At 69.7% G+C, this 26,574-nt stretch carries 25 protein-coding genes and 4 pseudogenes; 21 read left to right on the top strand and 8 right to left on the bottom strand.

Going from position 1 to position 26,574, the window contains the following annotated elements:
- Positions 1-172: 172 nt before the first annotated feature.
- From P0Y60_07035 to P0Y60_07020, 4 genes are read left to right on the top strand one after another with little or no spacing between them, the layout of a single operon-like run.
- Positions 173-943, top strand: coding sequence for an aldo/keto reductase (locus tag P0Y60_07035; protein WEK62488.1), 771 nt, complete (start codon positions 173-175; stop codon positions 941-943).
- A gap of 44 nt (positions 944-987) precedes the next feature.
- Positions 988-1,986 carry an alpha/beta hydrolase gene (locus P0Y60_07030; GenBank protein WEK62487.1) on the top strand — a complete coding sequence of 333 codons (999 nt, stop codon included), beginning with the start codon at positions 988-990 and terminating at the stop codon, positions 1,984-1,986.
- A complete protein-coding gene (locus tag P0Y60_07025) occupies positions 1,983-2,966 on the top strand; it encodes an alpha/beta hydrolase (GenBank protein ID WEK62486.1) in 984 nt (327 codons plus the stop codon). The genes P0Y60_07030 and P0Y60_07025 overlap by 4 nt, the downstream gene beginning before the upstream one ends.
- A gap of 35 nt (positions 2,967-3,001) precedes the next feature.
- Positions 3,002-4,180 carry a multidrug effflux MFS transporter gene (locus tag P0Y60_07020; GenBank protein WEK62485.1) on the top strand — a complete coding sequence of 393 codons (1,179 nt, stop codon included), beginning with the start codon at positions 3,002-3,004 and terminating at the stop codon, positions 4,178-4,180.
- Positions 4,181-4,196: 16 nt separating this feature from the next.
- Here P0Y60_07020 and P0Y60_07015 read toward each other — a convergent pair whose 3' ends face one another.
- Positions 4,197-4,862 (bottom strand): SDR family oxidoreductase, encoded by a 666-nt coding sequence (locus P0Y60_07015; GenBank protein ID WEK62484.1) that lies wholly within the window; start codon positions 4,860-4,862, stop codon positions 4,197-4,199.
- A 39-nt stretch (positions 4,863-4,901) separates the two neighbouring features.
- The gene (locus tag P0Y60_07010; GenBank protein ID WEK62483.1) at positions 4,902-5,477 is read right to left on the bottom strand and encodes a hypothetical protein; all 576 of its coding nucleotides are present in this window, start codon (positions 5,475-5,477) and stop codon (positions 4,902-4,904) included.
- Between the two features lie 89 nt (positions 5,478-5,566).
- Here P0Y60_07010 and P0Y60_07005 point away from each other — a divergent pair, with 89 nt between their 5' ends.
- The 5 genes and pseudogenes from P0Y60_07005 to P0Y60_06985 all read left to right on the top strand — a co-directional run bounded on the left by P0Y60_07005 (position 5,567) and on the right by P0Y60_06985 (position 8,255).
- A complete protein-coding gene (locus P0Y60_07005) occupies positions 5,567-6,151 on the top strand; it encodes a TetR/AcrR family transcriptional regulator (protein ID WEK62482.1) in 585 nt (194 codons plus the stop codon).
- Positions 6,152-6,402: 251 nt separating this feature from the next.
- Positions 6,403-7,467: pseudogene (locus tag P0Y60_07000) on the top strand (tyramine oxidase).
- Positions 7,468-7,580: 113 nt separating this feature from the next.
- Positions 7,581-7,700: pseudogene (locus P0Y60_06995) on the top strand (hypothetical protein).
- A gap of 140 nt (positions 7,701-7,840) precedes the next feature.
- A pseudogene (locus P0Y60_06990) lies at positions 7,841-7,927 on the top strand (hypothetical protein).
- A 64-nt stretch (positions 7,928-7,991) separates the two neighbouring features.
- Positions 7,992-8,255 (top strand): annotated as a pseudogene (locus P0Y60_06985) (tyramine oxidase).
- A 158-nt stretch (positions 8,256-8,413) separates the two neighbouring features.
- Here the strand turns inward: P0Y60_06985 and murQ are convergent.
- Together murQ and P0Y60_06975 are read right to left on the bottom strand one after the other, a co-directional pair.
- A complete protein-coding gene (gene murQ / locus P0Y60_06980) occupies positions 8,414-9,361 on the bottom strand; it encodes an N-acetylmuramic acid 6-phosphate etherase (protein WEK62481.1) in 948 nt (315 codons plus the stop codon).
- On the bottom strand, positions 9,351-10,241 hold the full coding sequence (locus tag P0Y60_06975) for a BadF/BadG/BcrA/BcrD ATPase family protein (protein ID WEK62480.1): 891 nt from the start codon (positions 10,239-10,241) through the stop codon (positions 9,351-9,353). Before P0Y60_06975 ends, murQ begins: the two co-directional genes overlap by 11 nt.
- Before the next feature lie 95 nt (positions 10,242-10,336).
- Here P0Y60_06975 and P0Y60_06970 point away from each other — a divergent pair, with 95 nt between their 5' ends.
- Positions 10,337-11,197 carry a MurR/RpiR family transcriptional regulator gene (locus P0Y60_06970; protein ID WEK62479.1) on the top strand — a complete coding sequence of 287 codons (861 nt, stop codon included), beginning with the start codon at positions 10,337-10,339 and terminating at the stop codon, positions 11,195-11,197.
- 34 nt (positions 11,198-11,231) lie between these two features.
- Here P0Y60_06970 and P0Y60_06965 read toward each other — a convergent pair whose 3' ends face one another.
- On the bottom strand, positions 11,232-12,350 hold the full coding sequence (locus P0Y60_06965; protein ID WEK62478.1) for a DUF998 domain-containing protein: 1,119 nt from the start codon (positions 12,348-12,350) through the stop codon (positions 11,232-11,234).
- A 116-nt stretch (positions 12,351-12,466) separates the two neighbouring features.
- On the opposite strand from P0Y60_06965, the gene P0Y60_06960 reads away from it, so the two are divergent.
- Positions 12,467-13,423 carry a helix-turn-helix domain-containing protein gene (locus P0Y60_06960; GenBank protein ID WEK62477.1) on the top strand — a complete coding sequence of 319 codons (957 nt, stop codon included), beginning with the start codon at positions 12,467-12,469 and terminating at the stop codon, positions 13,421-13,423.
- Positions 13,424-13,432: 9 nt separating this feature from the next.
- On the opposite strand, the gene P0Y60_06955 is transcribed toward P0Y60_06960, so the two are convergent.
- Positions 13,433-13,822: a hypothetical protein gene (locus P0Y60_06955; GenBank protein WEK62476.1), complete on the bottom strand. Its 390-nt coding sequence runs from the start codon at positions 13,820-13,822 to the stop codon at positions 13,433-13,435.
- A 218-nt stretch (positions 13,823-14,040) separates the two neighbouring features.
- Here P0Y60_06955 and P0Y60_06950 point away from each other — a divergent pair, with 218 nt between their 5' ends.
- From P0Y60_06950 to P0Y60_06920, 7 genes are all read left to right on the top strand, one after another.
- Complete coding sequence (locus P0Y60_06950) at positions 14,041-14,829, top strand: MoaF C-terminal domain-containing protein (GenBank protein ID WEK62475.1); 789 nt, start codon at positions 14,041-14,043, stop codon at positions 14,827-14,829.
- Positions 14,830-14,856: 27 nt separating this feature from the next.
- A complete protein-coding gene (locus P0Y60_06945) occupies positions 14,857-15,246 on the top strand; it encodes a nuclear transport factor 2 family protein (GenBank protein WEK62474.1) in 390 nt (129 codons plus the stop codon).
- 110 nt (positions 15,247-15,356) lie between these two features.
- Positions 15,357-16,526 carry an ABC transporter substrate-binding protein gene (locus P0Y60_06940; GenBank protein WEK62473.1) on the top strand — a complete coding sequence of 390 codons (1,170 nt, stop codon included), beginning with the start codon at positions 15,357-15,359 and terminating at the stop codon, positions 16,524-16,526.
- Between the two features lie 75 nt (positions 16,527-16,601).
- Complete coding sequence (locus P0Y60_06935; GenBank protein WEK62472.1) at positions 16,602-17,462, top strand: branched-chain amino acid ABC transporter permease; 861 nt, start codon at positions 16,602-16,604, stop codon at positions 17,460-17,462.
- On the top strand, positions 17,449-19,239 hold the full coding sequence (locus P0Y60_06930) for an ATP-binding cassette domain-containing protein (protein ID WEK62471.1): 1,791 nt from the start codon (positions 17,449-17,451) through the stop codon (positions 19,237-19,239). The genes P0Y60_06935 and P0Y60_06930 overlap by 14 nt, the downstream gene beginning before the upstream one ends.
- Positions 19,236-19,928, top strand: a complete 693-nt coding sequence (locus P0Y60_06925; protein ID WEK62470.1) for an ATP-binding cassette domain-containing protein — start codon at positions 19,236-19,238, stop codon at positions 19,926-19,928. The genes P0Y60_06930 and P0Y60_06925 overlap by 4 nt, the downstream gene beginning before the upstream one ends.
- 28 nt (positions 19,929-19,956) lie before the next feature.
- Positions 19,957-20,607, top strand: a complete 651-nt coding sequence (locus P0Y60_06920; GenBank protein ID WEK62469.1) for an HAD-IA family hydrolase — start codon at positions 19,957-19,959, stop codon at positions 20,605-20,607.
- A 127-nt stretch (positions 20,608-20,734) separates the two neighbouring features.
- Here the strand turns inward: P0Y60_06920 and P0Y60_06915 are convergent, their stop codons facing one another.
- Both P0Y60_06915 and P0Y60_06910 read right to left on the bottom strand, forming a co-directional pair.
- Entirely contained in the window at positions 20,735-21,550 is an 816-nt protein-coding gene (locus tag P0Y60_06915; protein ID WEK62468.1) for an SDR family NAD(P)-dependent oxidoreductase, read from the bottom strand.
- Between the two features lie 56 nt (positions 21,551-21,606).
- On the bottom strand, positions 21,607-22,353 hold the full coding sequence (locus P0Y60_06910) for an SDR family NAD(P)-dependent oxidoreductase (GenBank protein WEK62467.1): 747 nt from the start codon (positions 22,351-22,353) through the stop codon (positions 21,607-21,609).
- Positions 22,354-22,596: 243 nt separating this feature from the next.
- Here P0Y60_06910 and P0Y60_06905 point away from each other — a divergent pair, with 243 nt between their 5' ends.
- Genes P0Y60_06905 through P0Y60_06895 form a run of 3 tightly spaced genes read left to right on the top strand, consistent with a single transcriptional unit; the run spans position 22,597 to position 26,571 of the window.
- Entirely contained in the window at positions 22,597-24,051 is a 1,455-nt protein-coding gene (locus tag P0Y60_06905) for an APC family permease (GenBank protein WEK62466.1), read from the top strand.
- 35 nt (positions 24,052-24,086) lie between these two features.
- Entirely contained in the window at positions 24,087-24,926 is an 840-nt protein-coding gene (locus P0Y60_06900) for a molybdenum cofactor biosynthesis F family protein (GenBank protein WEK62465.1), read from the top strand.
- 1 nt (position 24,927) lies between these two features.
- Positions 24,928-26,571: an amidohydrolase gene (locus tag P0Y60_06895; protein WEK62464.1), complete on the top strand. Its 1,644-nt coding sequence runs from the start codon at positions 24,928-24,930 to the stop codon at positions 26,569-26,571.
- Positions 26,572-26,574: the final 3 nt, after the last annotated feature.

Raw genomic sequence — 26,574 nt, 5'->3', positions numbered from 1 at the left:
CGACGCGAGATCGGTCGCAGCGGCATCCAGGCATCGCTGTTCTCGCTCGGCTCCTGGCACACCTATGACCGAATGGACTTCGCCGATGCGGTCATGATGCTGCGGCAGGCGGTGGACCGCGGCGTGAACCTCTTCGACGTCGGCGTGTATTCCACACCGGGCATGCCCCCCCGTGTTCACCGACATCATCTTCTCGGCGATGGTGCGCGCGGCGGGCCTGCGACGCGACGAGTGGCTCCTCTCGTCGAAGCTGTGGCTCGAGCCGTTCGGTTCCGACGGGTTCCGACCGCAACTGGAGAACGCGCTGCTGCGCGTGGGTGTCGAGCATGCCGACCTCGTGGTCCTCGGCGATCTGCGGCGCGACGACCTCGACCTGCGCGACCTCGTGCTCGACCTCGCTCAGCTGGCGGACGCCGGATTGATCCGCGCATGGGGCGTCAACAACTGGTCGGCGTCGAGCATCCAGCAGCTGATCGACATCGCCGCCGACGAAGGGGTCGCCGGTCCCCAGATCGCGCAGCTCAAATACAGCGTCGCGCGTCGCGCGATCCCGGACGGTGCGCCCTTCGCCAGGCTGTGGGAACAGGGACTGACACTGCAGGCATCCGATTGTCTGGAGGGTGGCGTGCTCGCGGGCACCGTCGCCGGTGACCGGCAGATCGGTCGCGATCCCGGCGACATCCGGGAGCGCATCATCGCCGACGTCCCGGCCTTCACCGAGCTCGCCACATCACTCGATGCCTCGCCGGCGCAGCTCGGCATCGCCTTCACGCTGACGCACCCGGCGCTCACGACGACGCTCTTCGGCGCATCCCGCATCGAGCAGCTGCACGCGAACCTCGATGCCGCCAACCTGGTCGACCGGATCGGCGCCACTGAACTGCGCCGCCTGGTCGAACCGTTCTGGGCCGACCGCGGGATCGTCGATCCCGAGGGCCCCTGACCCCATTCCGACCTCTCTCCCGCCCGCCTCCTGAAGGAACGCTCATGACCGCCACCGCCGCCGGACACCCCACTCTCACGCCTGTGCCCTTCGACCCCGAGGTGCAGGCCGTGCTCGACGAGATCGCGAAGAACCCGCAGCCCGCCCTCACCCGCGAGACGCTCCCCCGCGAAGGCGTGGATAGGATGTTCCCCGACGCCGGAACGGTGATCGCGGGCCGCGACATCGACGCGGAAGACCGCCTGATCCCCGGCCCTGCGGGCGCCCCCGACATCGAGATCACGGTGTTCCGCCCGCGCGGCACCGCGGACCGCGCACTCCCCGCGTTCGTCAACATCCACGGCGGCGGGATGATCGTCGGCCACCGGTCCTGGGAGACCGCGCGTGTGGTCGACATCGTCGACGAGCACCGGGTGATCGCCGTGAACGTCGAGTACCGCCTCGCCCCGGAGGACCCGTTCCCCGCCGGTGTCGAGGACTGCTACGCCGCATTCGTGTGGGTGCACGCGCACGCCGCGGAGCTCGGCATCGACCCCGAACGCATCATCGTCGGTGGCGGCAGCGCAGGGGGCGGACTCACCGCCGCGGTCGCGCTCATGGCCCGTGATCGGCAGGGCCCGCGCATGGCAGGGCAGCTGCTGCTGTGCCCCATGATCGACAACACCAACACCACGGTCGCGAGCCGCCAGTACGACGGCATCGGCACCTGGCAGCGCGACATGAATCTGCTGGCCTGGTCGTGCGTGCTCGGCGACGATCTCGCCTTCAGCGCGGATGCGCCCGCCTATGCGGCCCCGACCAGGGCCGCCGATGTGTCCGGACTTCCGCCCGCGTACATCGAGGTCGGCGAGGCCGAGGCGTTCCGTGATGAGGACACGGAGTACGCGCTGAGCCTCTGGGCCACGGGAGGGCAGGCCGAACTGCACGTCTGGGGAGGTGGGGCGCACGGCTTCGACATGTACATGCCGGAGGCGGAGATCACCCGCGCCGCGCTTGCCGCCCGGTCGTCGTGGCTTCGACGGATCTGGAAGAGCGCGCGATGACCGCTCCCACTCCGGTCCCCTACGATCCGGAGCTCGTCGCCGGACTCGAGGCTTTCGTGGGGATGGTCGAGATCATCCCGCTGCGCGCCGACACGATCCACGCGAACCGCGATCACTTCGCCACGATCATCCCGTCGATGACGGTGCAGGCGCGGGGCAGGGCGGTCGTCTGGGAGGACCGACTGATCCCCGGGCCCGCCGGGGCCGACGACATCGCGATCACGATCGTGCGTCCTGCACAGGCGTCGGCCGATCCGGCACCGGCGGTGCTGTCGATCCACGGCGGTGGGATGGTGATCGGCACCCGGTTCTTCGGCACCGGGGAACTCATCGACCTGGCGGAGCGCCACGGGGTGATCGGTGTCGCCGTCGAGTATCGCCTCGCGCCCGAGCATCCGGGCCCCGCCCAGGCCGAGGATTGCTACGCGGCGCTGGAGTGGATGGCCGCGCACGCGGCGGAGCTGGGCATCGATCCCGATCGCATCATCGCCTCGGGTATGAGCGCGGGCGGCGGGCTCTCCGCCGCGGTGGCCCTGCTCACACGTGATCGCGGCGGACCGCAGCTGGCCGGCCAGCTGCTCGGATGCCCGATGCTCGACGACCGGAACGAGACCGTCTCCGCCCGCCAGTACGACGGATTCGGTGCCTGGGACCGGAACAACAACGACACCGCCTGGGACGCCATCGTGGGTGCAGACCGCTTCACCGATCGGGTGTCTCCCTACGCCGCTCCGGCTCGTGCGCAGGATCTCTCAGGGCTGGCGCCCGCGTTCATCGAGGTCGGCGCGGCGGAGACCTTCCGCGATGAGGCAGTCGACTACGCCCTGCGCATCTGGGCGACGGGTGGACAGGCCGAGCTGCACGTCTGGGCGGGTGGCTACCATGGCTTTCCCGGCTTCTCCCCCGAGGCCGAGGTCTCCCGCGCTGCGGTCGCCGCGCGCGACAGCTGGCTGTACCGCACGCTGCGCCTCGACGGATGAGCATCCCTGCGCACGATGACCCACCGAGGCCACGGATGAGCACTCTGCGCGCGATGCTCGTGCTCGGGATGCTGGAGGCGTTCGGCCCGCTGTCGATGGACCTGTATCTGCCGCAGTTGCCGCAGCTGGCCGCCTCACTCGGCACGACCGAGGCGCTCGGGCAGGCCACCATGTCGGCGTGCATGATCGGCCTCGGGCTCGGGCAACTGGTCGCGGGGCCGCTCAGCGACCGGTTCGGCCGTCGCCGCCCACTCATGGTCGGGGTGACGGCCTTCGCCGTGCTGTCGGTGCTGTGCGCGGTGGCCCCGAACATCGAGCTGCTGCTGCTGGCGCGGTTCCTGCAGGGGCTCGCGGGCTCGGCGGGCATCGTGATCTGTCTCGCCATCGCGCGCGATCAGTTCGAAGGAGCGGAGCTGTCGCGGATGCTGTCGCTGCTGTTCCTCGTCTCGGGGACCGCGCCGATCATCGCGCCGGTGCTCGGCGGCCAGCTCGCGCGCATCATGGACTGGCGCGGGATCTTCTGGATGCTCGGGGCGATCGGCGTCGTGCTGCTGCTCGTGGTGGTGTACGCACTTCCCGAGACCCTGCGCCCCACTGACCGCCACGGCGGCGGGCTGCGGGCGCTGGGTGACCACGCGGGAGCCGTGGTGCGCGACAGGCTGTTCGTCGCCGTGCTGTGCGCGGCCGCGGGAGGCGGCGTCGCGTTCTTCACGTACCTGTCGATGTCGTCATTCGTGCTGCAGGACGAGTTCGGTCTCACTCCGCAGACCTTCAGCCTCGCGTTCGCGGCCGGCGCCCTGGCCAGCATCGTCGGCAGCCAGGCCAGCCGGCTCGTGGTGCGCCGCTGGGGTCCACTGCGCGTGTACCTGGGCGGCATCACTGCCACACTGATCGCCACCACGGCGTTCCTCGTGCTCGCGCTCACCGGTACCGGAGTGCTCGGTGTCGTCATCGCACTCATCGGCTTCATGCTGTGCTCGGGCATCGGCGGCCCCAACGGGCAGACCCTCGCGTTAGCCCATCACGGGGCGAGGGCCGGCACGGCATCCGCCCTGCTCGGCATGGCCACGTTCCTGTTCGGCCCCGTCCTGGCCCCGATCGCTGCGGGAATCGGCGGCACGAACGCGGTCACCATGGCGGTGACGATGGCGATCGCCGCCGCCGTCGCTGCCGTTGCGGCCTGGGTGTTCGTGCGGCCGGCGGCGACGGGGTGATCCTGCGCGCCGGCCCTCAGAACTCCGCCGAGAACGCGCCGTCGCTCTTGAGCAGCTGCCCGGAGATCCACCGGCCTTCGTCGGAGACGAGGAACTCCACGACAGCGGCCACATCGGCGGGGCGACCGAGTCGCCCGAGCGGGGTCATGTCTCCGAGGCCGGTGCGCGTCTCGTCGTCCATCCAGCCGGTGTCGATCGGACCGGGGTTGAGCACGTTCGCCGAGATCCCGCGCGGCCCGAGCTCGCGCGCGGCCGAGATCACGAGCCGGTCGAGCGCGCCCTTGGACGCACCGTACGGCAGGTTGCCCGTGACGTGATCGCTGGTGAGCGCCACGATCACTCCGCCGTCGTCGCCGGTCTGACGCGCGAAGGCCGCGATCAGCAGCAGGCTCGCGCGCGCATTCACCGCGACGTGCAGGTCGAAGCTCTCGGCCGTGGTGTCGAGGATGCCGGATTCGACGTCGTGCGCATGGCTCAGGATGAGCGCCGAGATCATGCCGTGTTCCCGCACCACCGCGGAGATCAGCTCCTCCGGCCCCTCGGGAGTGGAGAGGTCGGCCGGGTGATCGGCGTCACGCAGGTCGCTGGTGACGACGGTCCATCCGGCCGCACGCAGACGAGGGACGATGCCGGCGGCGATGCTGTTCGCACGCGCTGCGCCGGTGATCAGAGCGAGGGGCATGCGGCTACCGTACCGGAGCACCGTCGCCCTGCGGGGTCGTCAGTGCATTGCCCACATCATGACGGTTCCCGCCGTCATCGCCCACGCCTCGGCGCTCAGCAGGCGCGACGACGGCACCGGAGAGTGTGGGCGGAATCGGTCGACGATCCCCCAGACGACCAGCAGCACGACGCCGAGCGTCGCTCCGACCCCGACCACATCCATCCCGAGATGCACGCCGTGCGCGGACATCGACACAGAGGTCGACACTGACGCCGATCCCGACGCCGACCCCGCCGAACGTGCAGTATCCGCCGCGTCCAGCCCATGCACGACGCTCGCGAACGCGCACAGTGCCATCACGAGCGATCCGAACGCGCGGTGGCAGCATGCCCGCACCGCCGTCGCTCCCCGAAGTCCCAGCGTGCCGAGCATCGCAGAGAGCAGGAGGGTGGCTCCGGCGAGCAGCGAGACACCGGGATCCCCCGCGGCGACGGCGAGACCGACCATCGCGATCGCCATCACGATCATCGACTGACGCCCCTGCCAGGGAACCCTGCGACCCGCCGCCAGGCAGCACACGACCGCGATGATCGCGCTCACGATCATCAGCACCATCGCTGCGGGACCTCCCATGGATCGGATTATATTGATCAATCGCTCAAAATAGCTAGACATCCATCGAAAGCAATGGGGACGCCGAGCGGATGCGACAAGATGGGCAGATGCCCCGCATCGTCGACCATGATGAGCGCCGCCGGCAGATCGCCGAGGCGCTGTTGACCGTCGCCGCCCGCGACGGGCACGAGAGTGTGACGTCACGCGCGGTCGCGAAGGAGCTCGGCGTCGCGACCGGCTCGCTGTGGCACTACTTCGACGGATTCGACGACGTCGTGCGCGCCGCCGCCGCCGAGGTCACCCGCCGCACCGACGCCCGCATCGCCGACGCCACCGCCGGGCTGCGCGGCCTCCCCCGCCTGCACGCGCTCATGCGCGAAGTCCTCCCCGTCGATGAGCGCACACGGTCCGAAGCCCGCGTCGTGGTCGGGTTCTGGGGACGCGTCGCGACCCTCGCTGCTGCGCCGGATGCCGGTGCCCCGACGCTCGCGACGTGGCAAGGCAGCATCCGCGAGGCACTCGAAGAGGCCGTGGTCGACGGCGGGCTCCACCCCGACACCCCACAGGACGCCGTGATGGCGCTGCTGCGATCGATCACCTACGGACAGCAGGTGGTCGAGGTCACGGAGCCGCAGACCGAGGCCGCGCATCTCGCCGTACTCGACGGCATCCTCGGCCCCTGGCGCGCCTGACGCCTCGACTGCAATGCGCGATCCGGCTCTTGTGACGCCGGTCGTTCCGTCGTACCATCGTGCCAACCCGTTTATTGAGCGTTCGCTCGAAAATAGTGAGGTCGACGATGTCCCACCACTCCCCGCAACCGGTCTCGATCGAGAAGATCGCCGTCCCGCATCCGCTCGATCCGCTCACCGGCGCCGAGATCGCCGCCGCTCGCGCCGTGCTCGAGGCCGCAGGACTCCTGACCGAGACCGTGCGCGTGCCGATGCTGCTCCCCGACGAGCCCACCAAGGCCGAGCGGGCCGCATGGAAGCCCGGCGCCCCGATCGACCGCCGCGTCGACGCGACCCTGCTCGACACGGCGACAGGCGTCGCGACCGAGGTCGTCGTCTCGATCACCCGAGGCGAGGTCGTGCGCACGGAACGGGTACCCAATGACGCCCCTCCCTACGGACAGCCGCAGTACCTGTTCGAGGAGTACGAGCGCGCCGAGACCATCGCCAAGGCCTCCCCCGAGTGGCAGGCCGCGATGCGCCGTCGCGGACTCGACGAGCACATGGCGCTGGCGTTCTGCGGACCCCTGGCCCCGGGCTACACCGGTCGCGCGGACGAGGTGGGGCGCCGCGTCATCCGCTCGCTCACGTTCCTGAAGTACGACGAGGCCGACTCCCCCTGGGCACACCCGGTCGAGGGCCTGATCGTGCACATCGACCTCACCGCGAACGCCGTGATCCGCGTCGAGGACCACGGAGACGTGCCGGTCCCCTCCGGCCACGGCAACTACTACCCCGAAGTGCAGGGCGCGGCCCGCACCACGCTCAAGCCGATCGAGATCACCCAGCCGGAGGGGCCGAGCTTCGCCGTCACCGGCTCGCTCGTGGAGTGGGAGGGGTGGTCGATGCGCGTCGACTTCAACGCGCGCGAGGGACTCGTGCTGCACGACGTCTCGTTCGGCGGACGCTCGGTGCTGAGCCGGGCGAGCGTGCCCGAGATGGTCGTGCCGTACGGCGACACCGCCCCCGGCCGCTTCTGGATCAGCTACTTCGACGCCGGCGAGTACCTGCTCGGCAAGAACGCGAACCACCTGGAGCTCGGCTGCGACTGCCTCGGCGTGATCCAGTACCTCGACGGCTACGTCGCCGACGACCACGGCCACCCGGTGCGCATCCCCAACGTGGTCTGCATGCACGAGGAGGACTACGGCATCCTCTGGAAGCACACCGATCTGGCCGGTCGCGCCGATGTGCGCCGTTCGCGCCGCTTCGTCGTGTCGTACTTCTCCACGATCGGCAACTACGACTACGGCTTCTACTGGTACTTCTACCTCGACGGATCGATCGAGGTCGTCGCGAAGGCCACCGGCATCGTGTTCGCGGCGGCCGGCGAGCCGGGCGTCCGCCGAACCGCACGCGACCGAGACTCGCTCCCGGCGTCTTCGCCCCCGTGCACCAGCACCTCTTCTGCGCGCGCCTCGACGTCGCGATCGACGGTGAGGACAACCGTCTGGTCGAGGTCGACGCACAGCGCGTCCCGATGGGCCCGGACAACCCATTCGGCAACGCGTTCACGTGGTCGGAGACCACGCCCTCGCGCACGGAGTCAGAGGCGCAGCGCGAGGCCGACACGCTCGGTCGCGCGCGTCTGGGAGGTGCAGAGCGCGTCGCGCACGAACCGCGTCGGCACGCCCGACCGCGTACCACCTGGTGCCGGAGCCGACCGCGCTGCTCATGGCCGACCCCGCATCGCCGGTGGCCGCGCGCGCGACGTTCGCCACCAAGCACCTCTGGGCAACGGCAGTACGAACCGGCGAGCGTCTGGCCGGCCGGACGCTACCCCAACGCGCACCAGGGCGGCGCGGGACTGCCGGAGTACACCGCCGGAGACCGCTCGATCGACGGCGAGGACATCGTGCTGTGGCACACGTTCGGCCTCACGCACTTCCCACGCCCGGAGGACTGGCCGATCATGCCCGTCGACTACGCGGGCTTCTGGTTCAAGCCCTACGGCTTCCTCGATCAGAACCCCGCGATGGACGTGCCGGAGTCGTCACAGGCGCACGCCCCCTCGACGGCAGACGGATGCTGCGGCGGAGGCGCCAGCTGCGCCTGCGGCCACTGAGCCCACTGAGCACGCCAGCGAGCGAAGTTGACACCTGTTGCCGGAATTCAGGGCCAATTCCGACGACAGGTGTCAACTTCATCGGCGAGCTGGTGTCGACTTCATCGGCGAGCTGGTGTCGACTTCATCAGCAAGCAGGGCCCCCGGAGCCCAGAGCCTCAGGACAGGGCAGTGATCGCGTCGCGCAGGATGCCGTCGGCTGCGGCGAGAGCGGATGCCGACGCGTCAGCCGATGCTCCGGTCGCGAGCATCAGCACGGCGAGCTTGACCGACCCCTGAGCGGATACCACCGCCGCCGACGCCTCGTCGACCCCGACACCCGCGAGCTGCGAGACCGTACGGATCGAACGGGCATGGAGCTTCTCATTGGTGGCCTGGAGGTCAACCATGACGCCGCGGTAGGTCTTGCCGAGCTTGATCATCGAGAGCGTCGTGAGCATGTTGACCACGAGCTTCTGCGCCGTGCCGGACTTCAGGCGCGTCGACCCGGAGATGAACTCGGGACCGGTGACGACCTCGATCGCTATCTCGGCCGCCGCCCCGATCGCGGAGTCGGCGTTCGAGGCAATCGCGACCGTCAGCGCGCCGACGCCGCGGGCGTAGTCGAGACCGCCCACGACGTAGGGCGTGCGCCCGGACGCCGAGATCCCCACGACCGTGTCATTCTCGGAGAGTCCGAGCTCGCGCAGGGAGTCGGCCGCAGCATCCTCATCGTCCTCGGCGTTCTCGACGGCCGAACGGATGGCGGTCTCACCGCCGGCGATGAGTCCGACGACCATCGAGGGGTCGGTGCCGAACGTCGGCGGGCATTCGCTCGCATCGAGCACGCCGACGCGTCCCGCGGTGCCGGCACCGATGTAGATCAGACGGCCACCCCGGCGGAAGCGCTCGGTGATGCCGTCCACCGCCGCCGCGATCTCCGCGGTGCGCAGGGCGACCGCTGCCGGCACCCGTGCATCTTCCGCGTTCATCCGCTGTACGAGCTCGGCGGTGTCGAGCAGGTCGAGGTCACCGCGCTCGGTGGTCGACGCCTCGGTCCCCAGGCCTTCGAGCACGGCGAGGAGAGCGGTCAGTCGGGTGTCATCATTCGGCGCATCATTCAGCACGGTGCACGAACCTTTCATGGGGGAGATCGACGCGGCGCGCGAGCAGTGACGCGCCCTCCAGCGCATCACCCGCTGCGGGCACGTCACGGCGCCCCGCCGCCTGCAGCGCAGCGACGAGAGCGGAACGGAACCAGGCGTGATCGGTGAGCCCGCCGTGGAGTGTCACGTCGGGGGTGCCCGATGAGGCGGCGACCGCGGAAGCGGTGAGCAGACGCAGGGCGTCGGCCGCGATCTCGCCGGCGACGATGTCACCCGCATCCGCGGCATCGAGCACGGCGGGCGCGAGGGTCGCGAGGCGGCGCGGCAGCGGCTCCGGCAGGGCGAGCCAGGTCGCGATGGCGGATGCCGAGCCGATCTGCTCGTCGATGACCCGGGTGAGCGCGGTGTCGGGAGCCAGGCCGGCCGACTGCCGCAGTACGGCTCGCAGCGCCTCACGGCCCAGCCAGGAGCCGCTGCCGAAGTCGCCCAGTTCCGGTCCCCACCCGTCGACGAGCCGGATCCCGTCGGCATCGATGCCGAGGGCCGCAGCCCCGGTTCCCGCGATCAACAGAACTCCTGGCTCTCCTCCCAGTGCCCCAGCGTGGGCGGTGACGACGTCGGATGCCACGGCGACCGGCACCCCGGTGTCTGCGGCGAGCGCCGAGGCCAACTCCTGCGCGGCCCCGGGTGCGGTCCACGCTCCGGCGGCACCGACCCCGACCAGATCGAACGATCCACGGACCCCGGCGAGCAGGGGGCGGATCGCGGCGAGAGCGGCCTCGACACCGCCGCTCGCTGCCAGCCCGGGAGCGCCGATCCCGTCGAGCAGGGAACCGTCGATCGCGACGCGGCACCGGGACTTGCCGAGGTCGACGGCGACGGTGCGACGCGGAGAGATCATGAAAATAGTCTACGCAGACTCTGACTCTCATGAAACAATTGTTCAGACCGGCATCCGTCCGGCGGATCCGCACGACCGCGAACACGAGGAGTGTCATGAGCGTCCAGACGACGATCGCCACAGCGGCCGAGACACTGCCTCCCTCCCTCGCCCGCATCGCCCGCGTGATCAGCGACAATCCCACGACGGCCGTGGAGAGCACGATCTCCGAGCTCGCCGAGCTCTGCAACACGTCGGTCGCCTCGGTCGTGCGCTTCTGTCGCGCAATCGGACTGCGCGGGTACGCCGCGCTGCGCATGGCCCTCGCCGCCGAACTCGGACGCGAGTCGGTGCAGTTCAGCGCTCCGGCCGGCTTCGGCTCCGAGATCGCGGTCGGCGATTCGCTGCGTGAAGCGGCGGGCAAGATCGCCGCCCTCGAGCTGCTCGCGATCGAGGAGACCGTGGCGGGCCTCGACTACGACGTGCTGGCCGCCGCGGTCGACGCGATCGATCAGTCCAAGCGCATCCTGCTCTTCGGTGTCGGCGCGAGCAGGCTCGTCGCCGACGATCTCGGTCACAAGCTGCTGCGGATCGGACGCTCGGCGATCGTGCTGTCCGACGCGCACGAGGCCAGCGCCGCCGCCGCGCTCACCGCGAAGAAGAGCGTCGCCATCGGATTCTCGAACTCCGGTACGACGAACGAGACGCTGCGCTTCCTGCGCACCGCCCGCGCGGCGGGCACGACCACGATCGGTGTCACGAGTGCCGCGGACTCCCCTCTCGCCGAGGCCGCCGACCACGCGCTGTTCACGCACGCCCGAGAGTCGCGGTTCCGCGCCGGCGCGATGGTGAGCCGCATCGCGCAGCTCGCGCTGGTCGACTGCATCTTCGTGGGGGTCGCCCAACGCCGTCATGCGCACACCGTGCACGCGCTGCAGCGCACGGCGGATGCGGCCCAGGCGCTCCGCGGAGAGTGACGCCGCTCCGCGGAGCGTGACGCTTCGGCGTCGTTCAGGCCGCCGTCCCGGCCCCGAGCTCGTCGCGGACCGTCTGCCCGGTCACCGATCCGGCCGTGCGCAGGAACACGATGATCCAGCTGAAGATCAGGATCGCCGCGATGAGCTCGACCGCGGTCAGGTTGTAGTAACCGACCGCGAAGAAGGCGGCGAGCAGGATGATCACCAGCACGTAGAACCACCCGAACGCCACGAACACCCGCGGAATGGTGCGCACGAACCAGGGCAGGCCGATCACGACGACCGCGAACACCACGGTCATCCCGGTGGCCACCGTGTTGTGCACGAGGAAGAACTCGTCGACCGGGAAGATCCCGACGCAGGCGAGGAAGATGCCCATCAGGATCAGCCCGCCGCGCACGATGAACCGCCCGCGCCGGTCGACGGGGTCGGTGGCGGGAAGGCCCGCCGTCGCATACCGCGAGATCGTGGTCACCATCACGCCGGCGATGATGAGCGTCACGTTGAACGCGATCGACGCGCTGTTGGAACTCATGCCCAAGGCCGAGAGATTGTCGCGCCACCAGTGCGGGTCGCTCGATGCCAACATGCTCGCGAAGGCGCCGACCACGAGGAACACGGCGAGGACGAGCGAGAGCACCATCGGTGTCAGAGCGACGCTGCTCAGGAAGGCCACGTAGGCGGTGAGGGCGAAGGCGACGGCCACGAGGACCGCGCCGGGGAACGCGTACACCGGCGCATCGGTGAAGCTGCTCTCCAGGAGCTTGGCGATGCCGAGCCAGCCGAGGTAGGCGATCGCCGCATGGGCGAAGGCGATCGCCGCGAGGTCGTACCAGCGCAACCGGTCGCCCGGCACACTGAAACCGTCGCGCACGGCATCCGGGGCGATCTGTTCGGGACGCACGGCCAGCCTTCCGAGCACGAACGCGACCGCCGCGACGACAGCTCCTCCGATCGCCGCGAGGGCCCCCACGGATCCGCTGCCGCTGATCGCGAGCTCGCGACCCCAGAAGACGGGCCAGCCGATCGCGAAGCCGATGATGAGGAACGCCCCGCCCACGATCAACGCGGTCGCCTCGAACACGGCATCCGATGCATCCGGCCCTCTCAGTTGCCGCAGCACCTGCAGAACCCTGTCCGTGAAAGCTCTCATGGTCTCCCCCTCCGCTCCACATCCTAGAAGTCGACCCGATCGGCGGCCGCCGGTGATAGCATCACGGAACGGATCGTATACAACGTCGTCGTTCCACCATCCCGAGGTGATCAGTCATGAACGGTGCACTCGCTGCCCCCGCCGAATCGGTGTCCACGCTTGTCGCGCGCAACATCAGCGAATTCCGCGCTGCCGTGTCGGAGTCCTTCGTGCCCCTGCAGGTGTCGAGCGGCGGCCCCGACCACTTCCGCGGCGTGATCCGCGGTGCCTCGGTCGATGAGGTGCACGTGACCGAGGTGCGCGCGACCTCGCACGTCGTCGAGCGCACGCCCGAGCTCATCGCCCGAGGGGATCGCTCGTACTTCAAGCTCAGCCTGATGCTCGCCGGCACCGGGCTGTTGATCCAGGACGACCGCGAGGCCGTGCTGCAGCCGGGCGATCTCGCCGTGTACGACACCGACCGGCCGTACTCGCTCGTCTTCGATCAGGACTTCCGCACCATGGTCGTCATGTTCCCCAAGCACCTGATCAGCCTGCCCTCCGACATGATCGGTCAGCTCACCGCCGTGCGCATCTCCGGCCATGAGGGGCTGGGCGGCATGGTCGCCCCCTACCTCACACAGCTCGCCGGCAACCTCGACCAGCTCGCCGGCACCACCGGGGCACGCCTCGCCCACAGCGCCCTCGACCTGGTCACGACCGTCTTCACCCGCGAACTCGGTCTCGATGAGGTCTCCGCCGACCCGCACCGCGCCCTCGTGCAGCGCATCCGCTCGTACATCGATCGCAATCTCGCATCCACCGACCTGGGCCCTGCCTCGATCGCCTCGGCGCATTTCATCTCGACGCGGCACCTGCACGGGCTCTTCCAGGAGCAGGGTGTGACGGTGTCGACGTGGATCCGCACGCGTCGCCTGGAGCAGTGCCGACGCGACCTGCTCGACCCGATGCTCGCCGACCGTCCTGTGGCGGCCGTGGCGGCGCGCTGGGGATTCGTGGATGCCGCGCACTTCAGCCGGGCGTTCAAGTCGGCCTTCGGGGTCTCCCCCAGCGAGTACCGCGCCACGCACTGACCGATCGGGTCACGGCACGTACACGGGCGGCTCGAACATCGACCCGCCCGAGAGGAGTTGCGTGGCCACGAACCCCGGCAGAGACGTGGCGGCCAGCGCGCCGACCGCGAGCAGGACGCTGAGGCCGACTCCCCGCCAGCCGTCGCGGATCGCCAGGAAGAGGCCGATCAGCACCAGCACGTGCAGCACCAGCACGGGGATCAGCCCCCAGGCCAGGCCGAAGCCCGCCATGGTCGTATCGGCCGCCTGCGCCTTGGACTCCTCGGAGAACTGCTCGTCGAACGCCATGGCACACCACACCCAGGCGACCGCGAACAGCGCGAGCAGGAAGAGCGCCGCCCCGATCCACCCGGCGATGCGCAGGCCGAGGGGACGAGGGGGACGAAGGTCGGTGCGCACGCCTCATCCTCGCATCGAAGCCACGACGGGGCGCGGCAATCAGGTGCCCTCCCCCGGCACATCCTTGCCCCGGAGGGCACGCCGGTTGACTCTCGGCGCGCGATGGTGCGCACAACCTTGAGGGCGGCACCTGCCCGGACCGAGCATGAGGCAAGCGCACCGCGATGACGCGGTGCCCGGAGCGATGAGGCTCCGCCGCGTGCGACGTCTGGACCTCCATGACCGACATCACCACCGACCCGGCACTCGACGAATGGCGCACCTACGACGAGTTCGCCGCCGGCATCGACACCTTCCGCCTGCCGAACGCGTCACTGGCCGGAACCGCTCTGACTCTCACGCTCGACGACGACAGCACCGTGTCGCTGCGCTTCGACACCGACACAGTCACCTGGGCCGGACTGGGCGCGACCGGCACCGACCCGTACGACGCCGTCCGCGTGCGCGACGACGTCATCTTCGTCAACGTCCCGTTCGACAGCCGGGAGCGCGAAGCACTCACCGTGGTCTTCTCCGACACGACGCACCGAGCGACCGTCATCCGCTCTCGCATCGCCGCGGAGGCCGTCGAGGGCACACCGCAGGTCGGCCAGGACTTCTGGGCGGCGACGACCGACCGCGGCGCCGCCACCGGAGAGACGCCCGGCCCGAGCCGCGACCTGATCGGCAAGCGCAACATCTACCGCTACAGCCCCGAGCACCTGTACGAGCACGTCTACATCTCCAGCCAGCGCTACGCGTGGCAGTGCCTGGAGGGCGTGCAGCGTGGTCACGGCGACATGGACCTGTCGACCGTGTGGAAGTTCGCCGACGGGCTCTACCTGTTCTGCTTCCGCGAGTTCCGCATCGCGGTCGCGAGCGTCTGGCTGCACGACCTCGGTTACCAACTGATGACCACGGGCATCTTCCTCGGGCTCAACGGCGAGGGCCGAGCCGAGCACTCGCGTGGGGGCGGACACATCTATCCCCTGGGCTCCGTCGAGTATCCCGACGCGCAGCCCGTCTGAGCCCGGAACCGGTCAGGAGAACACGACATGAGCAACGCAGACATCATCCGCGACCACTACGCGGCCAGTGACCGTGGAGACATCGACGGGATGCTGGCGCCGTTCGCCCCCGACGTGCGTTGGACCGAGGCCGCAGGCTTCCCGTACGCGGGCACGTACGTCGGGCCGGAGGCCGTCGCCGCGAACGTGTTCGCTCGCATCCAGGACGAATGGGACGACTACACGGTCGCGATCGACGAGGTGGTCGACGGCGGCGACGTCGTGATCGGCATCGGCACGTACTCCGGCACGTACACGCGCACCGGCCGGTTCTTCGCGGCCCGCGTGGCGCATGTCTGGCGCCTCGCCGAGGGGCAGGTCGTCGCCTTCGAGCAGTTCACCGACACCGAGATGGTCAACCGCGCACTGCGCGACTGACCCCGCTGACAGCACCATCCCGAACACCGCATCACCGTAAACACAGCACCACCTGAACACAGCACCATCCCGAAGACAGCACCATCCCGAACACGAGAGGCAGGAAGCACATGAACAAGCGAGCATCCGGCACCGCGGCGCTCATCGCCGTGGCAGCCCTCACCCTCGCCGGCTGCACCGGTGCAGGCGACGGATCCGGCGGCGACGGCGCCCCGATCGTCGTCGGCTCGGTGAACACCATCAGCGGGCCGGCCACCTTCCCCGAAGCGTCGCAGGCGGCAGCCGCCGTGTTCGACGCCTTCAACGAGGCCGGTGGCCTGGACGGACGCACGATCGACTACAAGACGCTCGACGACAAGGGCGACCCGGCAACGGCGACCGCATCGGCCCGTGAACTGGTCGGCAGCGACGGCGCCGTGGCGCTGGTCGGATCGGCCAGCCTCATCGAGTGCGAGATCAACGCCAAGTACTACGAGCAGGAGGGCATCCTCTCGCTGCCGGGCATCGGCGTCGACACGGGCTGCTTCGCGAGCGACAACATCTCGCCCGCGAACGTCGGCCCGTTCAACGACATGACCCTCACGCTGCAGTACGGCTCGGAGGTGCTCGGCCTCGACGACATCTGCATCCTGCTCGAGATCGCCGGCTCCACGCGTCCGACCTACCAGGCCGCGATCGACAAGTGGACCGAGATCACCGGCAAGGAGCCGAAGTACGTCGACGACACCGTGCCGTACGGAGCATCCGACTACACGCCCTACATCGTCAAGGCGCGCGACCAGGGCTGCAAGGCACTGGCGATCAACCCGGTGGAGCCCGACGCGATCGGACAGGTCAAGGCCGCGAACGCCCAGGGCTGGGACGACGTCACCTGGCTCTACCTGACCAGCGTCTACAGCGAGAACTTCGCCGACGCGATCGACAACGCCGGCGCCGGGATCTACGTACCCGCGGAGTTCTACCCGTTCACCGACGACAACGAGATCAACGCCGACTGGCGCGCGCTGATGGAGAAGAACGACATCGCTCTCACCTCGTTCAGCCAGGGCGGATACCTCGCCGCGACCTACTTCATCGAGGTGCTGAAGAGCATCGACGGCGACATCACACGCGAGAGCGTCTCGGAGGCGCTCAAGAGCATGGACCCGATCGAGAACCCCATGGTCGGAACGCCCTTCGCATTCGGCACGCAGAACACCGCCGGGTGGCCGATCATCCTGAAGTCCGGCACGAACGCATGGGAGAAGGTCGCCGACGACTGGCTGCGCATCGGCGAATAAGCACCTCCCGCGCCCCGGTCGTCGAGTGGACGTCATCGCCCGACGACCGGGGCACCCGATCAGAAAGGACGCCTGATGCTGCAAGGCGCCATCGCCGGCCTCGCCGCCGGCGGCCTCTACGCCGTCCTCGGCGTATGTCTCACCCTGATGTCACGGCTCGTGCGTGTCGTCAACTTCGCCCAGGCCGCGACCGGGATGTTCGGGGCGTTCTCCGCGGTGTGGTTCGTCCGTGAGCTCGACCTCCCCATCTGGCTCGGCTCCGTGCTGGGCGTGCTGGTCGCCGGCCTGCTGTCGGCGGCGATCGGCTTCATCGCCGCCACCTGGCTCTCGGAGGCATCGACGACCACGCGCTCGGCGATGACCGTCGGCCCCCTGCTGCTGCTGATCTCGATGTCGTTCATCCTGTTCGGCAACAAGCCGCAGCCGTTCACCCCGATCATCGCCGGCCCGGCCTTCTCGTTCGGCGGTGTCGTGATCAGTCAGGTCACGGTCGCGACCGTCGCGATGGCGATCGTGACCGCGATCGTGGTGCGCATCGTGCTGCGGCGCACGCGCGTCGGCACGCAACTGCGCGCCCTGTCGGAACGTCCGACGACCGCCGAGCTGCTCGGCATCCGCTCCCGACCGCTGTCGATCGCCGTCTGGTTCGTGACCGGCGTGATCAGTGCGATGGCGATCATGATCGTCGCCCCGTCGCAGTCCAACGACGCCACCAGCCTGTCGATGCTCATCGTGCCCGCCGCGGCGGCGGCACTCCTGGGCGGATTCCGCCGGCTCGACCTCGCCGTGATCGGCGGCATCGTGCTCGGTGTGCTCGGCGGACTGGTCGCCCAGATCGACGAGGTCGCGCTGGTGCGCAACTTCCTCCCGTTCCTGTTCATCGTCGTCCTGCTCCTGTGGACGCAACGCAAGGAGGTGTGGGATGCCGCTCGCTGACCGCCCCCGTTTCGTCGAAGGACGCGCGTTCCGCGTGTCGTGGCCCGTCGCCGTCGCCGCGGCCGGGATCGGCGTCGGCGCCATCCTGAGCGCCGCGCTGCCCGGCTACTTCGTCTTCCTCGCGATCAGCGCCGTCATCGCCGCGATCGCGATCCTCGGTCTCGGCATCGTCACCGGGTCAGCGGGCATGATCGCGCTGTGCCAGCTGACCTTCGCCGCGGTGGGCGCGTGGATCGTCTCACTGCTCAATGTGATGCAGGCACCGGGTGGCTTCGTGCTCTGGCTGGTGCTGGGCGGAATCGCCGCAGGTCTCGTCGGGGTGCTCGTGGGTCTGCCCGCCCTGCGTCTGCGCGGCGTGAACCTCGCCGTGGTCACGCTCGGCTTCGCGGCTGCGGCCGACGTCACGCTCGTGCAGATCCAGTTCCCCGGCTCGGCCGACGGCACCGCGATCGAGCGCCCGTCGATGTTCTCGAACGACCGGCAGTTCTTCTTCCTCTCCATCGTCGTGCTCGCCCTGTGCGGACTCGGCGTCTTCTTCCTGCAGCGCAGCCGCTGGGGCTCGAGCTGGAAGGCCGTCGCGTTCTCCGAGCGCGGCACCGCCGCCGCCGGGCAGAGCGTGCAGGTCGCCAAGCTCACCGCGTTCGCGGTCTCCGCTGCACTCGGCGGCGTCGCAGGTGGGCTGCTGGCCGGCCAGGTGCAACTCCCCTTCGCTTCGAGCTTCACGCCTCTCCAATCGCTCGCGCTGTACGTGCTCGCGATCATGTCGGGCGCGCATCTGATCGACATGGCGATATTCGGCGGCATCCTGTGGGTGCTGGTGCCCGAGCTGCTCAAGCGCTGGGGCATCCCGCAGGACTGGGGTTTCGTCGTGTTCGGCGTGCTCGGCGTGCAGGCGCTCACGAGCGGGACGAACCTCGGCCAGGGCATCCGCAACCTGTTCTATCGGCGGGCGGATCGCCGCGCCGCGCAGGCGCAACTCACGGCGCTGCCGCCCGACGCGCATGCGGAAGCGACCGCCATCACGACGACCACCACGGCGACCGTCGATGACGCAGCCTTCGACGGTTCGCCCGTGCTGACCGTCGACGGACTCACCGTGCAGTTCGGCGCGCTGAAGGCTCTCGATGACGTGTCGTTCCAGGTGCCGGCCGCGTCCATCATGGGCCTGATCGGACCCAACGGCGCCGGGAAATCGACGTTCGTCGACGCGATCAGCGGCTTCCTCCCCCAGCACACCGGTCGGGTGCTGCTGGGTGACCGCGACCTCGCCCGCCTCTCGCCGACCCGGCGCGCGCGGCTCGGACTGCGGCGCACGTTCCAGCAGGACCGTGTGCCCCCGGCGTTGACGATCGGCGCCTATGTGCGGTTCGTCGCCCGACGGCGACTCGCGACGGCCGACATCAACGAGGTGCTGGCGTTCTTCGGGTGCCCACCCTCACGCGCCCGCCTGTCGAGTGTCGACGTGGGAACACGACGGCTCGTGGAGGTCGCCGCGAACGTCGTGGCCCGCCCCCGGCTGCTGATCCTCGACGAACCGGCCGCCGGCCTGTCGCACGAGGAGCACCTCGCCCTCGCCGCGCGCCTGCGCGATCTGCCCGGTCGCTACGGCGTCGCGCTGATCATCATCGAGCACGACCTCGACCTCGTGCGCTCGGTCTGCCCGACGCTCACCGTGCTCGACTTCGGTCGTGTGCTCGCCAGCGGCCCGCAGGCCGAGGTCCTCGCGAATCCTGACGTCGTCAAGGCGTACATGGGAGAGACGGAGCTGTTGACATGAGCGAACTCATCCTGGATGCCGTGACGGTCAGCCGTGGCGCCGGCGCGGTGATCTCCGACGTCTCGTTGCGCGTGACCGGCGGCGAGGTGCTGGCGCTCGTCGGACCGAACGGCGCGGGAAAGACGAGCCTGATCGAGTCGGTGTCGGGCGTCACGCCGCATTCCGCCGGTTCGATCACCCTCGACGGCGAACCGATCGACAAGCTCTCCCGGGTCGCCAGGGCGCGCCGCGGAATCGTGCACATCGAACAGGGCCGCGCGGTGTTCCCCTCGCTCACGGTGCGGGAGAACATCTCGCTCACCGCGCGCACCCCGGGCGAGGTGGATGCCGCCCTCGCGCAGTTCCCCGAGCTCGAGAAGCGCATCGACTCCCCCACGGCGTTGCTCTCCGGCGGCGAGCAGCAGATGGTCGTGCTCGCGCGCGCGTTCGCCGCGAAGCCGAGGATCCTCCTGATCGACGAGATGTCACTGGGGCTCGCTCCGGTCGTGTTCCTGCGCCTGATGCCGATCGTGCAGTCGATCGCCGCGTCGGGGGTCGGGGTGCTGCTGGTCGAGCAGTTCACACAGCTCGCGCTCGGTCTCGCCCGGGAAGCCGTGGTCGTCGCGGGCGGACAGGTGTCGTTCCAGGGCACCTCGGAGACGCTGAAGGCCGACCCCGACCTGCTGCATCGGGCGTATCTCGGCGGATGACGGCATCCGCTCGGGCTAGCCTGAAGGGGTGACCCAGACCATCCACGCCCGCGCCGTCCTGCTCGACATGGACGGCACCCTCGTCGACTCCACCGCCGTGGTCGAACGGCTCTGGCTCGCCTGGGCAGAACCCCACGGCATCGACCCGGCGACGGTGCTGCGCGTCGTGCACGGACGCCAGGGACATCAGAGCATGGCCATCATGCTCCCCGAGCGCGATCACGCGATCAACCTGCGCGAGAACGATGCGATGCTCGCCTCCGAGGTGGGCGACGTCGACGGCGTGGTGTCGATCCCCGGCGCCGGCGCAGTGCTCGATGCGCTGGCCCCGTTCCCCCATGCGATCGTGACCTCGGCGAATGTGGCGCTCATGACGGCGCGCATGCAGGCGGCCGGGCTCGCTGTACCCGCCCTCGCGGTCACGGCCGAGAACGTCTCGGCGTCGAAGCCCGATCCCGAGGGATTCCTGCTCGGCGCCGAACTGCTCGGCGTCGACCCCGCGGACTGCATCGTGTTCGAGGACTCCGGCGCGGGCATCCAGGCGGGGCTCGCCGCGGGCATGCGCGTGCTCGGGGTCGGCCGCCATGCCGAGGCGCACTCCCCCACCTACCGCGTCGACGACCTGACGCAGGTCGCGCTCGTCCGCACCTCCGAAGGATTCGACCTCGTCCTCGACTGAGGCAGGGTCCCAACACCCCGACACCGAACCTGAAGTTGACACCTGTTGCCGCCATCCGACGCGAATTCCGACGACAGGTGTCAACTTCAGGCGCTCACAGCGAGCACCCGCACGGGGCGAAGCTCTCCTACATCCCGGCGTGATCGAACGCGATCGTCGGCACGTCCACGACGTGTGAGCCGCCGTCGGCGACGATCACCGCGCCCGTGATGTACGACGACTCCCCCGAGCCGAGGAACCGCACGACCGACGCGATCTCCGCCGGGCGTGCCGGCCGGCGCAGCGGCACATCGGCCGTGACCGTGGCATAGGCCTCCTCGCGTGACGCGAGATTCGCGTGTGAGGCGAACTCGTCCATCTCCTCATCGGCCATGGGCGTCTGCACCCAGCCGGGGCAGACGGCATTCACGCGCACACCGTGGCGTCCGTAGTCGCGGGCGAGGGTGCGGGTCAGGCCGATCAGGGCATGCTTTCCCACCGTGTAGCCGGCGACCGATGGTCCGGCGAAGAGACCCGCGAGCGACGACACGATCACGATCTGGCCCTTCGACTCGAGCAGCGCCGGCAACGACTCGCGCGCCATGACGAAGGCGGTCGTGAGGTTCGCGCGGATCGCCGCGTCCCATCCCGCATCATCGGTGTCGGCGACGGGCGAGAACCCGTGCCCGCCCGCGTTCGCCACCAGCACGTCGATGCGTCCGTACTTCGCCAGCACCTCGGCGACGGCCGCCTTCGCGGACGCGGTGTCCGCGGCATCCGCGACCACTGCCTGCGCACCCACCGCACGCTCGACCTCCTGCAACGGCTCCGGGCGGCGCCCGACGACGACGACATGCGCGCCTTCCGCCGCATACCGCTCGGCGATGGCGGCACCGATGCCCGTGCCACCTCCGGTGATGACGACGACGCGTCCCGAGACGGTCGATCCGACGGCAAGTCCCATGGTGTGCTCCTTGTGATGATCGGGCGCGAGTGCGCGTGGTGAGGTGACGCCGATGCTCACGCGGGAAAACCCGAGCGGGCGCTGACGCCGAAGTCGCTGATGAGGGTGGTGCCGTTGACCGAGCGGCTTCGAGGAGAGACGAGGTAGACCACATGCGCGGCCACCTCGGCGGCAGACTGCACCGGGAACCCCGGGTCGACGAACGCCTCCGCCCCGAGATCGCCGCGGCTCATCGGGGTGTCGACGATGGAGGGGGCGACGGTGTTCACCCGGATGCCGGAGTCGGCGAGGTCGACCGACAATGCCCGCGCGAACTGCACCAGCGCGGCCTTCGAGGCGCAGTACGGCGCCATGCCGGCCGAGGCGACGAATGCGGAGTCGCTCGCGAGCAGCACGACGGATGCCGCGGGGGCGGTGCGCAGCGCGGGAAGCGCGTGCTTGAGGGTGAGGAACGCCCCGCCCACGTTCACCGCGAACACGGCGTTCCACTCGGCGAGCGCGGTCTCCTCGATGCCCCGTCCGACCGGGCCGGAGATCCCGGCGCAGCACACGACCGCATCGAGGCGCCCCAGCTCTGCCACCCCACCGCCGATCGCCGCGCGCACCTGCTCCTCGTCGGTCAGATCCGCCACCAGGATCACCGCGTCGCGGCATCCCGCTGCGGTCTCGCGCAGCGCCGCGGGGTCGCGATCGAGCAGGGCGACGCGCACACCCTCCGCGGCGAGCGCCAGCGCTGTCGCGCGGCCGATGCCGCTCGCGGCGCCCGTGATGAGGGCAGTCGTGCCGGTCAGGTGCAGGTCCATCGTGCCCTTCGACCGCCGATCCTGCGCCGGGTGGCGCGAGGGAGGACGACGGTGTTCTCCCGGTCATCCTGCTCCTCGGCCTGCACTCGACGAACGGCTCGGAGCGTGGTGTGCACGCTGACACCATCGTCTTTCGCTCAGGGTCAAGCGGGGCCGGGGCCACACGAGCAGACTCGCTCTATCGATGATCCCCCTCATTCGTCGATGCCGCGCGAGCGGCAGTCACCGAGCAAAGGAGCCGACGTGGCCGACCCGACATCTGTGTCCACGACGCAGAGCAACACCACCCTCCGTCCCGGCGCCCTCGGCGTCGCGGGCATCGTCTTCCTCGTGCTCGCGGCCGTCGCGCCGCTGACCGGCATCGTCGTCGTCGCATCACTCGCGATCGCGCTCGGCAACGGCGGCGGCACCCCGATGTCGTTCTTCCTGGTGGCCGCGATCCTGCTGCTGTTCGCGGTCGGGTACGCGCAGATGTCGAAGCAGCTGGTCAACGCCGGCGGGTTCTACGCCTTCGTCGTGAAGGGCCTCGGTCGCACGGGAGGGCTCATCGCCGGGCTCATCGCCACGCTCGGGTACAACTTCTTCGTGGTCGGCACGATCGGCACGAGCGGGTTCTTCATGCAGACGATCATCCGCGACCTGACCGGTCTCGACGTGCACTGGCTCATCTGGGGTCTGCTCTCCATCGTGGTGTGCTTCGTGCTGGCCCGGGTCGGTGTCGACTTCAGCTCGAAGGTGCTCGGCGTGTGCCTCGTGCTCGAGGTGCTGATGCTCGTCGTGTTCGACGTCTCGGTGCTCGTGCAGACCGGCTACGACCTGGGTGCGTTCAGCCCCGAGGCGGTGTTCTCCGGGTCGCTCCCGATCGGACTGCTGCTGGCGGCGACCGGATTCCTCGGTTTCGAGGCCACCGCCCTGTTCAGCGAAGAGGCCAAGCAGCCGCTGCGCACGATACCCCGCGCGACCTACACGTCGATCATCGCGATCGGCATCATCCTCGGTGTCACCACCTGGGCCGTGGTGAGCGCGACCGGCGTCGCGCAGGCACAGGCCACGGCGCTGGAGCACCTGCCGACCGGCGACCTGATCTTCACGATCTCGCAGCAGTACCTGGGCGGACCGCTCACGACCGTCATGATGGTGCTGCTCCTGGTGAGCCTGTTCGCGGCGATGCTCGCGTTCCACAACTCCGCCACCCGCTACCTCTACTCGCTCGGTCGTGCGCGCATCCTGCCGCAGGCACTCGCCCGCACCCGCACCAACGGGTCGCCGCAGCTCGCCGGCATCGTGCAGGCATCGTTCGCCGGCATCGTCGCGATCATCTTCGCCATCGCCGGGGCCGATCCGATCGTGACGCTCGTTCCCGCGATGCTCGGCTTCGGCACTCTCAGTGTGCTCATCCTGCAGGGCCTCGCCGCCATCTCGATCGTGGTGCATTTCCGCCGCGCTCGCGATCCGCGCTGGTGGAGCACGTTCATCGCCCCCGGAATCGGGTTCTTGGGCATCGCAGCGATCTCGGTGCTGGCGATCGTGAACTTCAACATCGTCGCCGGGTCCGAAGAACTCGCCATCCGCCTGATGCCGCTGCTGCTCGTGCTCGCCGTGATCGGCGGCATCGTCTACGGCGTCTACCTCCAGCGCGCGAAGCCCGCCGTCTACGCGGGCCTCTCCTCCGACCTGGAGCAGTTCAGCACGCGCTGACGCTCCCGCATCCGCCCCTCCGAAAGAAGGAACCCATGACCACACTGAACCCCGCCGACACGTCCACGTGGCTGCCGCTGGAGGGTCTCGCCCCCGGCTTCGACGCGAACAAGGCACCGCACACCACCGCACTGAGCGGGCGTGAGATCGCGGTCGTCGACGCGCGAGGCACCCGCATCGTGCACCGCTTCGCCGACACCACCGTGGCCTGGGACTACCAGCCCGGCGCGGAAGACCCCACCGCCGCGGCCGCCGACACCGACGACTACGAGGCGTTCGAGGTCGACGACGACCTGTACTTCGTGCAGTTCCACCACCGCTACCTGCCGAACGAAGCCGTGTCGCTCGTGGTCGACCTGCGCCAGGGTCGTGCCCTCGCGATCATCTCGCTCATCCTGCCCGCGCCGGAGAAGGGGCGCACCCGTGTGCAGCACATCTTCGCGCCCGGAGTGATCGAGGGGGTCGAGGTGTCGGGGGCGGAAGCCGCGCCCACGACCACGCTCATCGGACGCCGCGTCGAGTGGGTGTACAGCGCTGAGCACGCCTACGAGCACGTGTACCTGTCGCCGCGCTGGTACTCGTGGCAGTGCCTGGCCGGCCCCGAGCGGGGCCTCGCCGACACCGACGAGAACAGCGTGTGGGAGGTACGCCCCGGCATCTACATCTTCGCGTGGCGCGAGAAGGTCATCCCGTGCGCGTCCGTGACGATCGCCGATCACCGCGACGTCAACGCCATCCGCTCGCACGGCGTGCTGTTCGGTCTCGACGAGAGCGGCGAAGTGCCGACGCACTTCACGTTCGGCGCCCACGGTCGCCTGCTCTCGACCACGCTGCACACGCCCGAGCTCGAGCCGGCGATCTTCGGGGACGCCTGAGATGACGGCGCCCGCCGACCTCATCGTCACGGCATCCGTCATCCGCACGGCCGATCGGGCGAACCCGATCGTCGACGCGTTCGCGGTGCGTGACGGCCGCATCGTCGCGATCGGCTCGGCGGCAGACGTCGCGCCGTTCCGCGGGAGACGGACGCGGATGCTCGAGGGCGGCGACGCCGCCGTCTACCCCGGGTTCGTCGACGTGCACAACCATCACGCACTCGCCGGGCGCACCGACCTGTTCGAGCTCTCCCTGCCGCAGGCGCTGTCGCTCGACGGCATCCTGGAGCGAGTGCGCGCGCACGCCGCGACCCTGCCCGCCGACGCCTGGATCGTGGGTGGGGCCGTGCCGACCACGCTGCTGCCGGAGCTCGCGAACACCGCTTCGCGTCTGCTGCTCGACGAGGCGTCCGGTGGGCGTCCCGTCGTGCTCGTGGAGGACTCGCGGCACAACCGTTGGGCGAACACCCGGGCCCTCGAGCTCGCGGGCATCACCGGCGGCAGCATCCCCTCGTCGGGCGTCACGCTGCTCGATCCGGATGACGGCACACCCACGGGCGTGCTGCTGGAAGCCGCCGGCATCCCCGTGCAGGAGGCGTACGACCGCAGCGGCGGACTCACCCCCGCGCAGCACGCGGCGGCGTCTCGCCGCGGCGTCGAGCTGCTGAACTCCTACGGGATCACCGCCTTCCAGGACGCCGGGGTCTCGATCGAGATCCTCGACGCGCTGGCCGGGCTCGACCGAGCCGATGACCTGCACGCCTGGGTCGTCTCATCGCTGCTGATCAACGACGAGATCTTCGGGTTCGACCCGATCGGGCAGCCGCTCATCGAGCGCGGCGAGGAGTTTCGCACCCCGCACCATCGACCCGATTTCGTGAAGATCTTCCTCGACGGTGTACCGCCGGCGCGCACGGCGTCGTTCCTCGACCCGTATCCCGCGGATGCCGCCCATGGCGCGCACTTCCATGGCGAGACGACCATGACCTTCGACGAGCTCGCCGAGTGGCTGCGCGGCGTCGCCGCGCGCGGACTGGGCGCCAAGGTGCACTGCACGGGCGATGGTTCGGCGCGGCTCGTACTCGACGTCGCGGAACGTCTGCGCGCGGAAGGGGTCACGACCCCGATCCAGATCGCCCATGGGCAGTTCCTCGCCGAATCCGATATCCCGCGGCTGCAGGCACTCGACGTCTCGGCCGACATCTCGCCGTTCATCTGGTACCCCGGGGTCATCCCCCAGGCTCTGGCCGATGTGCTCGGCGAGCGCGCGGAACACTCGCAGCCGAACCGCGCCCTGATCGATTCCGGCGCGCTGGTGGCCGGCGGCTCCGACTGGCCGGTGAGCGAATCTCCCAACACGCTCGAGGGACTGCAGGGACTCGTCACCCGCGCGGATCCCTACGGACGCGCCCCCGGTGCGCTCTGGCCGGAGCAGGCCATCACCGCGGAGGAGGCGCTCGAGGTCTTCACGATCAACGCCGCGACCGCCATGGGCCTCGCGTCCGAGACGGGATCGCTGAGCGTCGGCAAGTCTGCGGACTTCGTCGTGCTCGCGCGCGACGCGATCGCCGGGCCCGCGGAGCAGATCGTGCACACCGAGGTCGTGGCCACCTGGTTCGCCGGCCGCGAGGTCTACACGCGCTGAGCT

The organism is Candidatus Microbacterium colombiense, from assembly GCA_029203165.1.
GTDB classification, from domain to species: domain Bacteria; phylum Actinomycetota; class Actinomycetes; order Actinomycetales; family Microbacteriaceae; genus Microbacterium; species Microbacterium colombiense.
The sequence above is the reverse complement of the archived record's forward strand: the minus strand, read 5'-3'. Positions and strand labels throughout refer to the sequence as shown.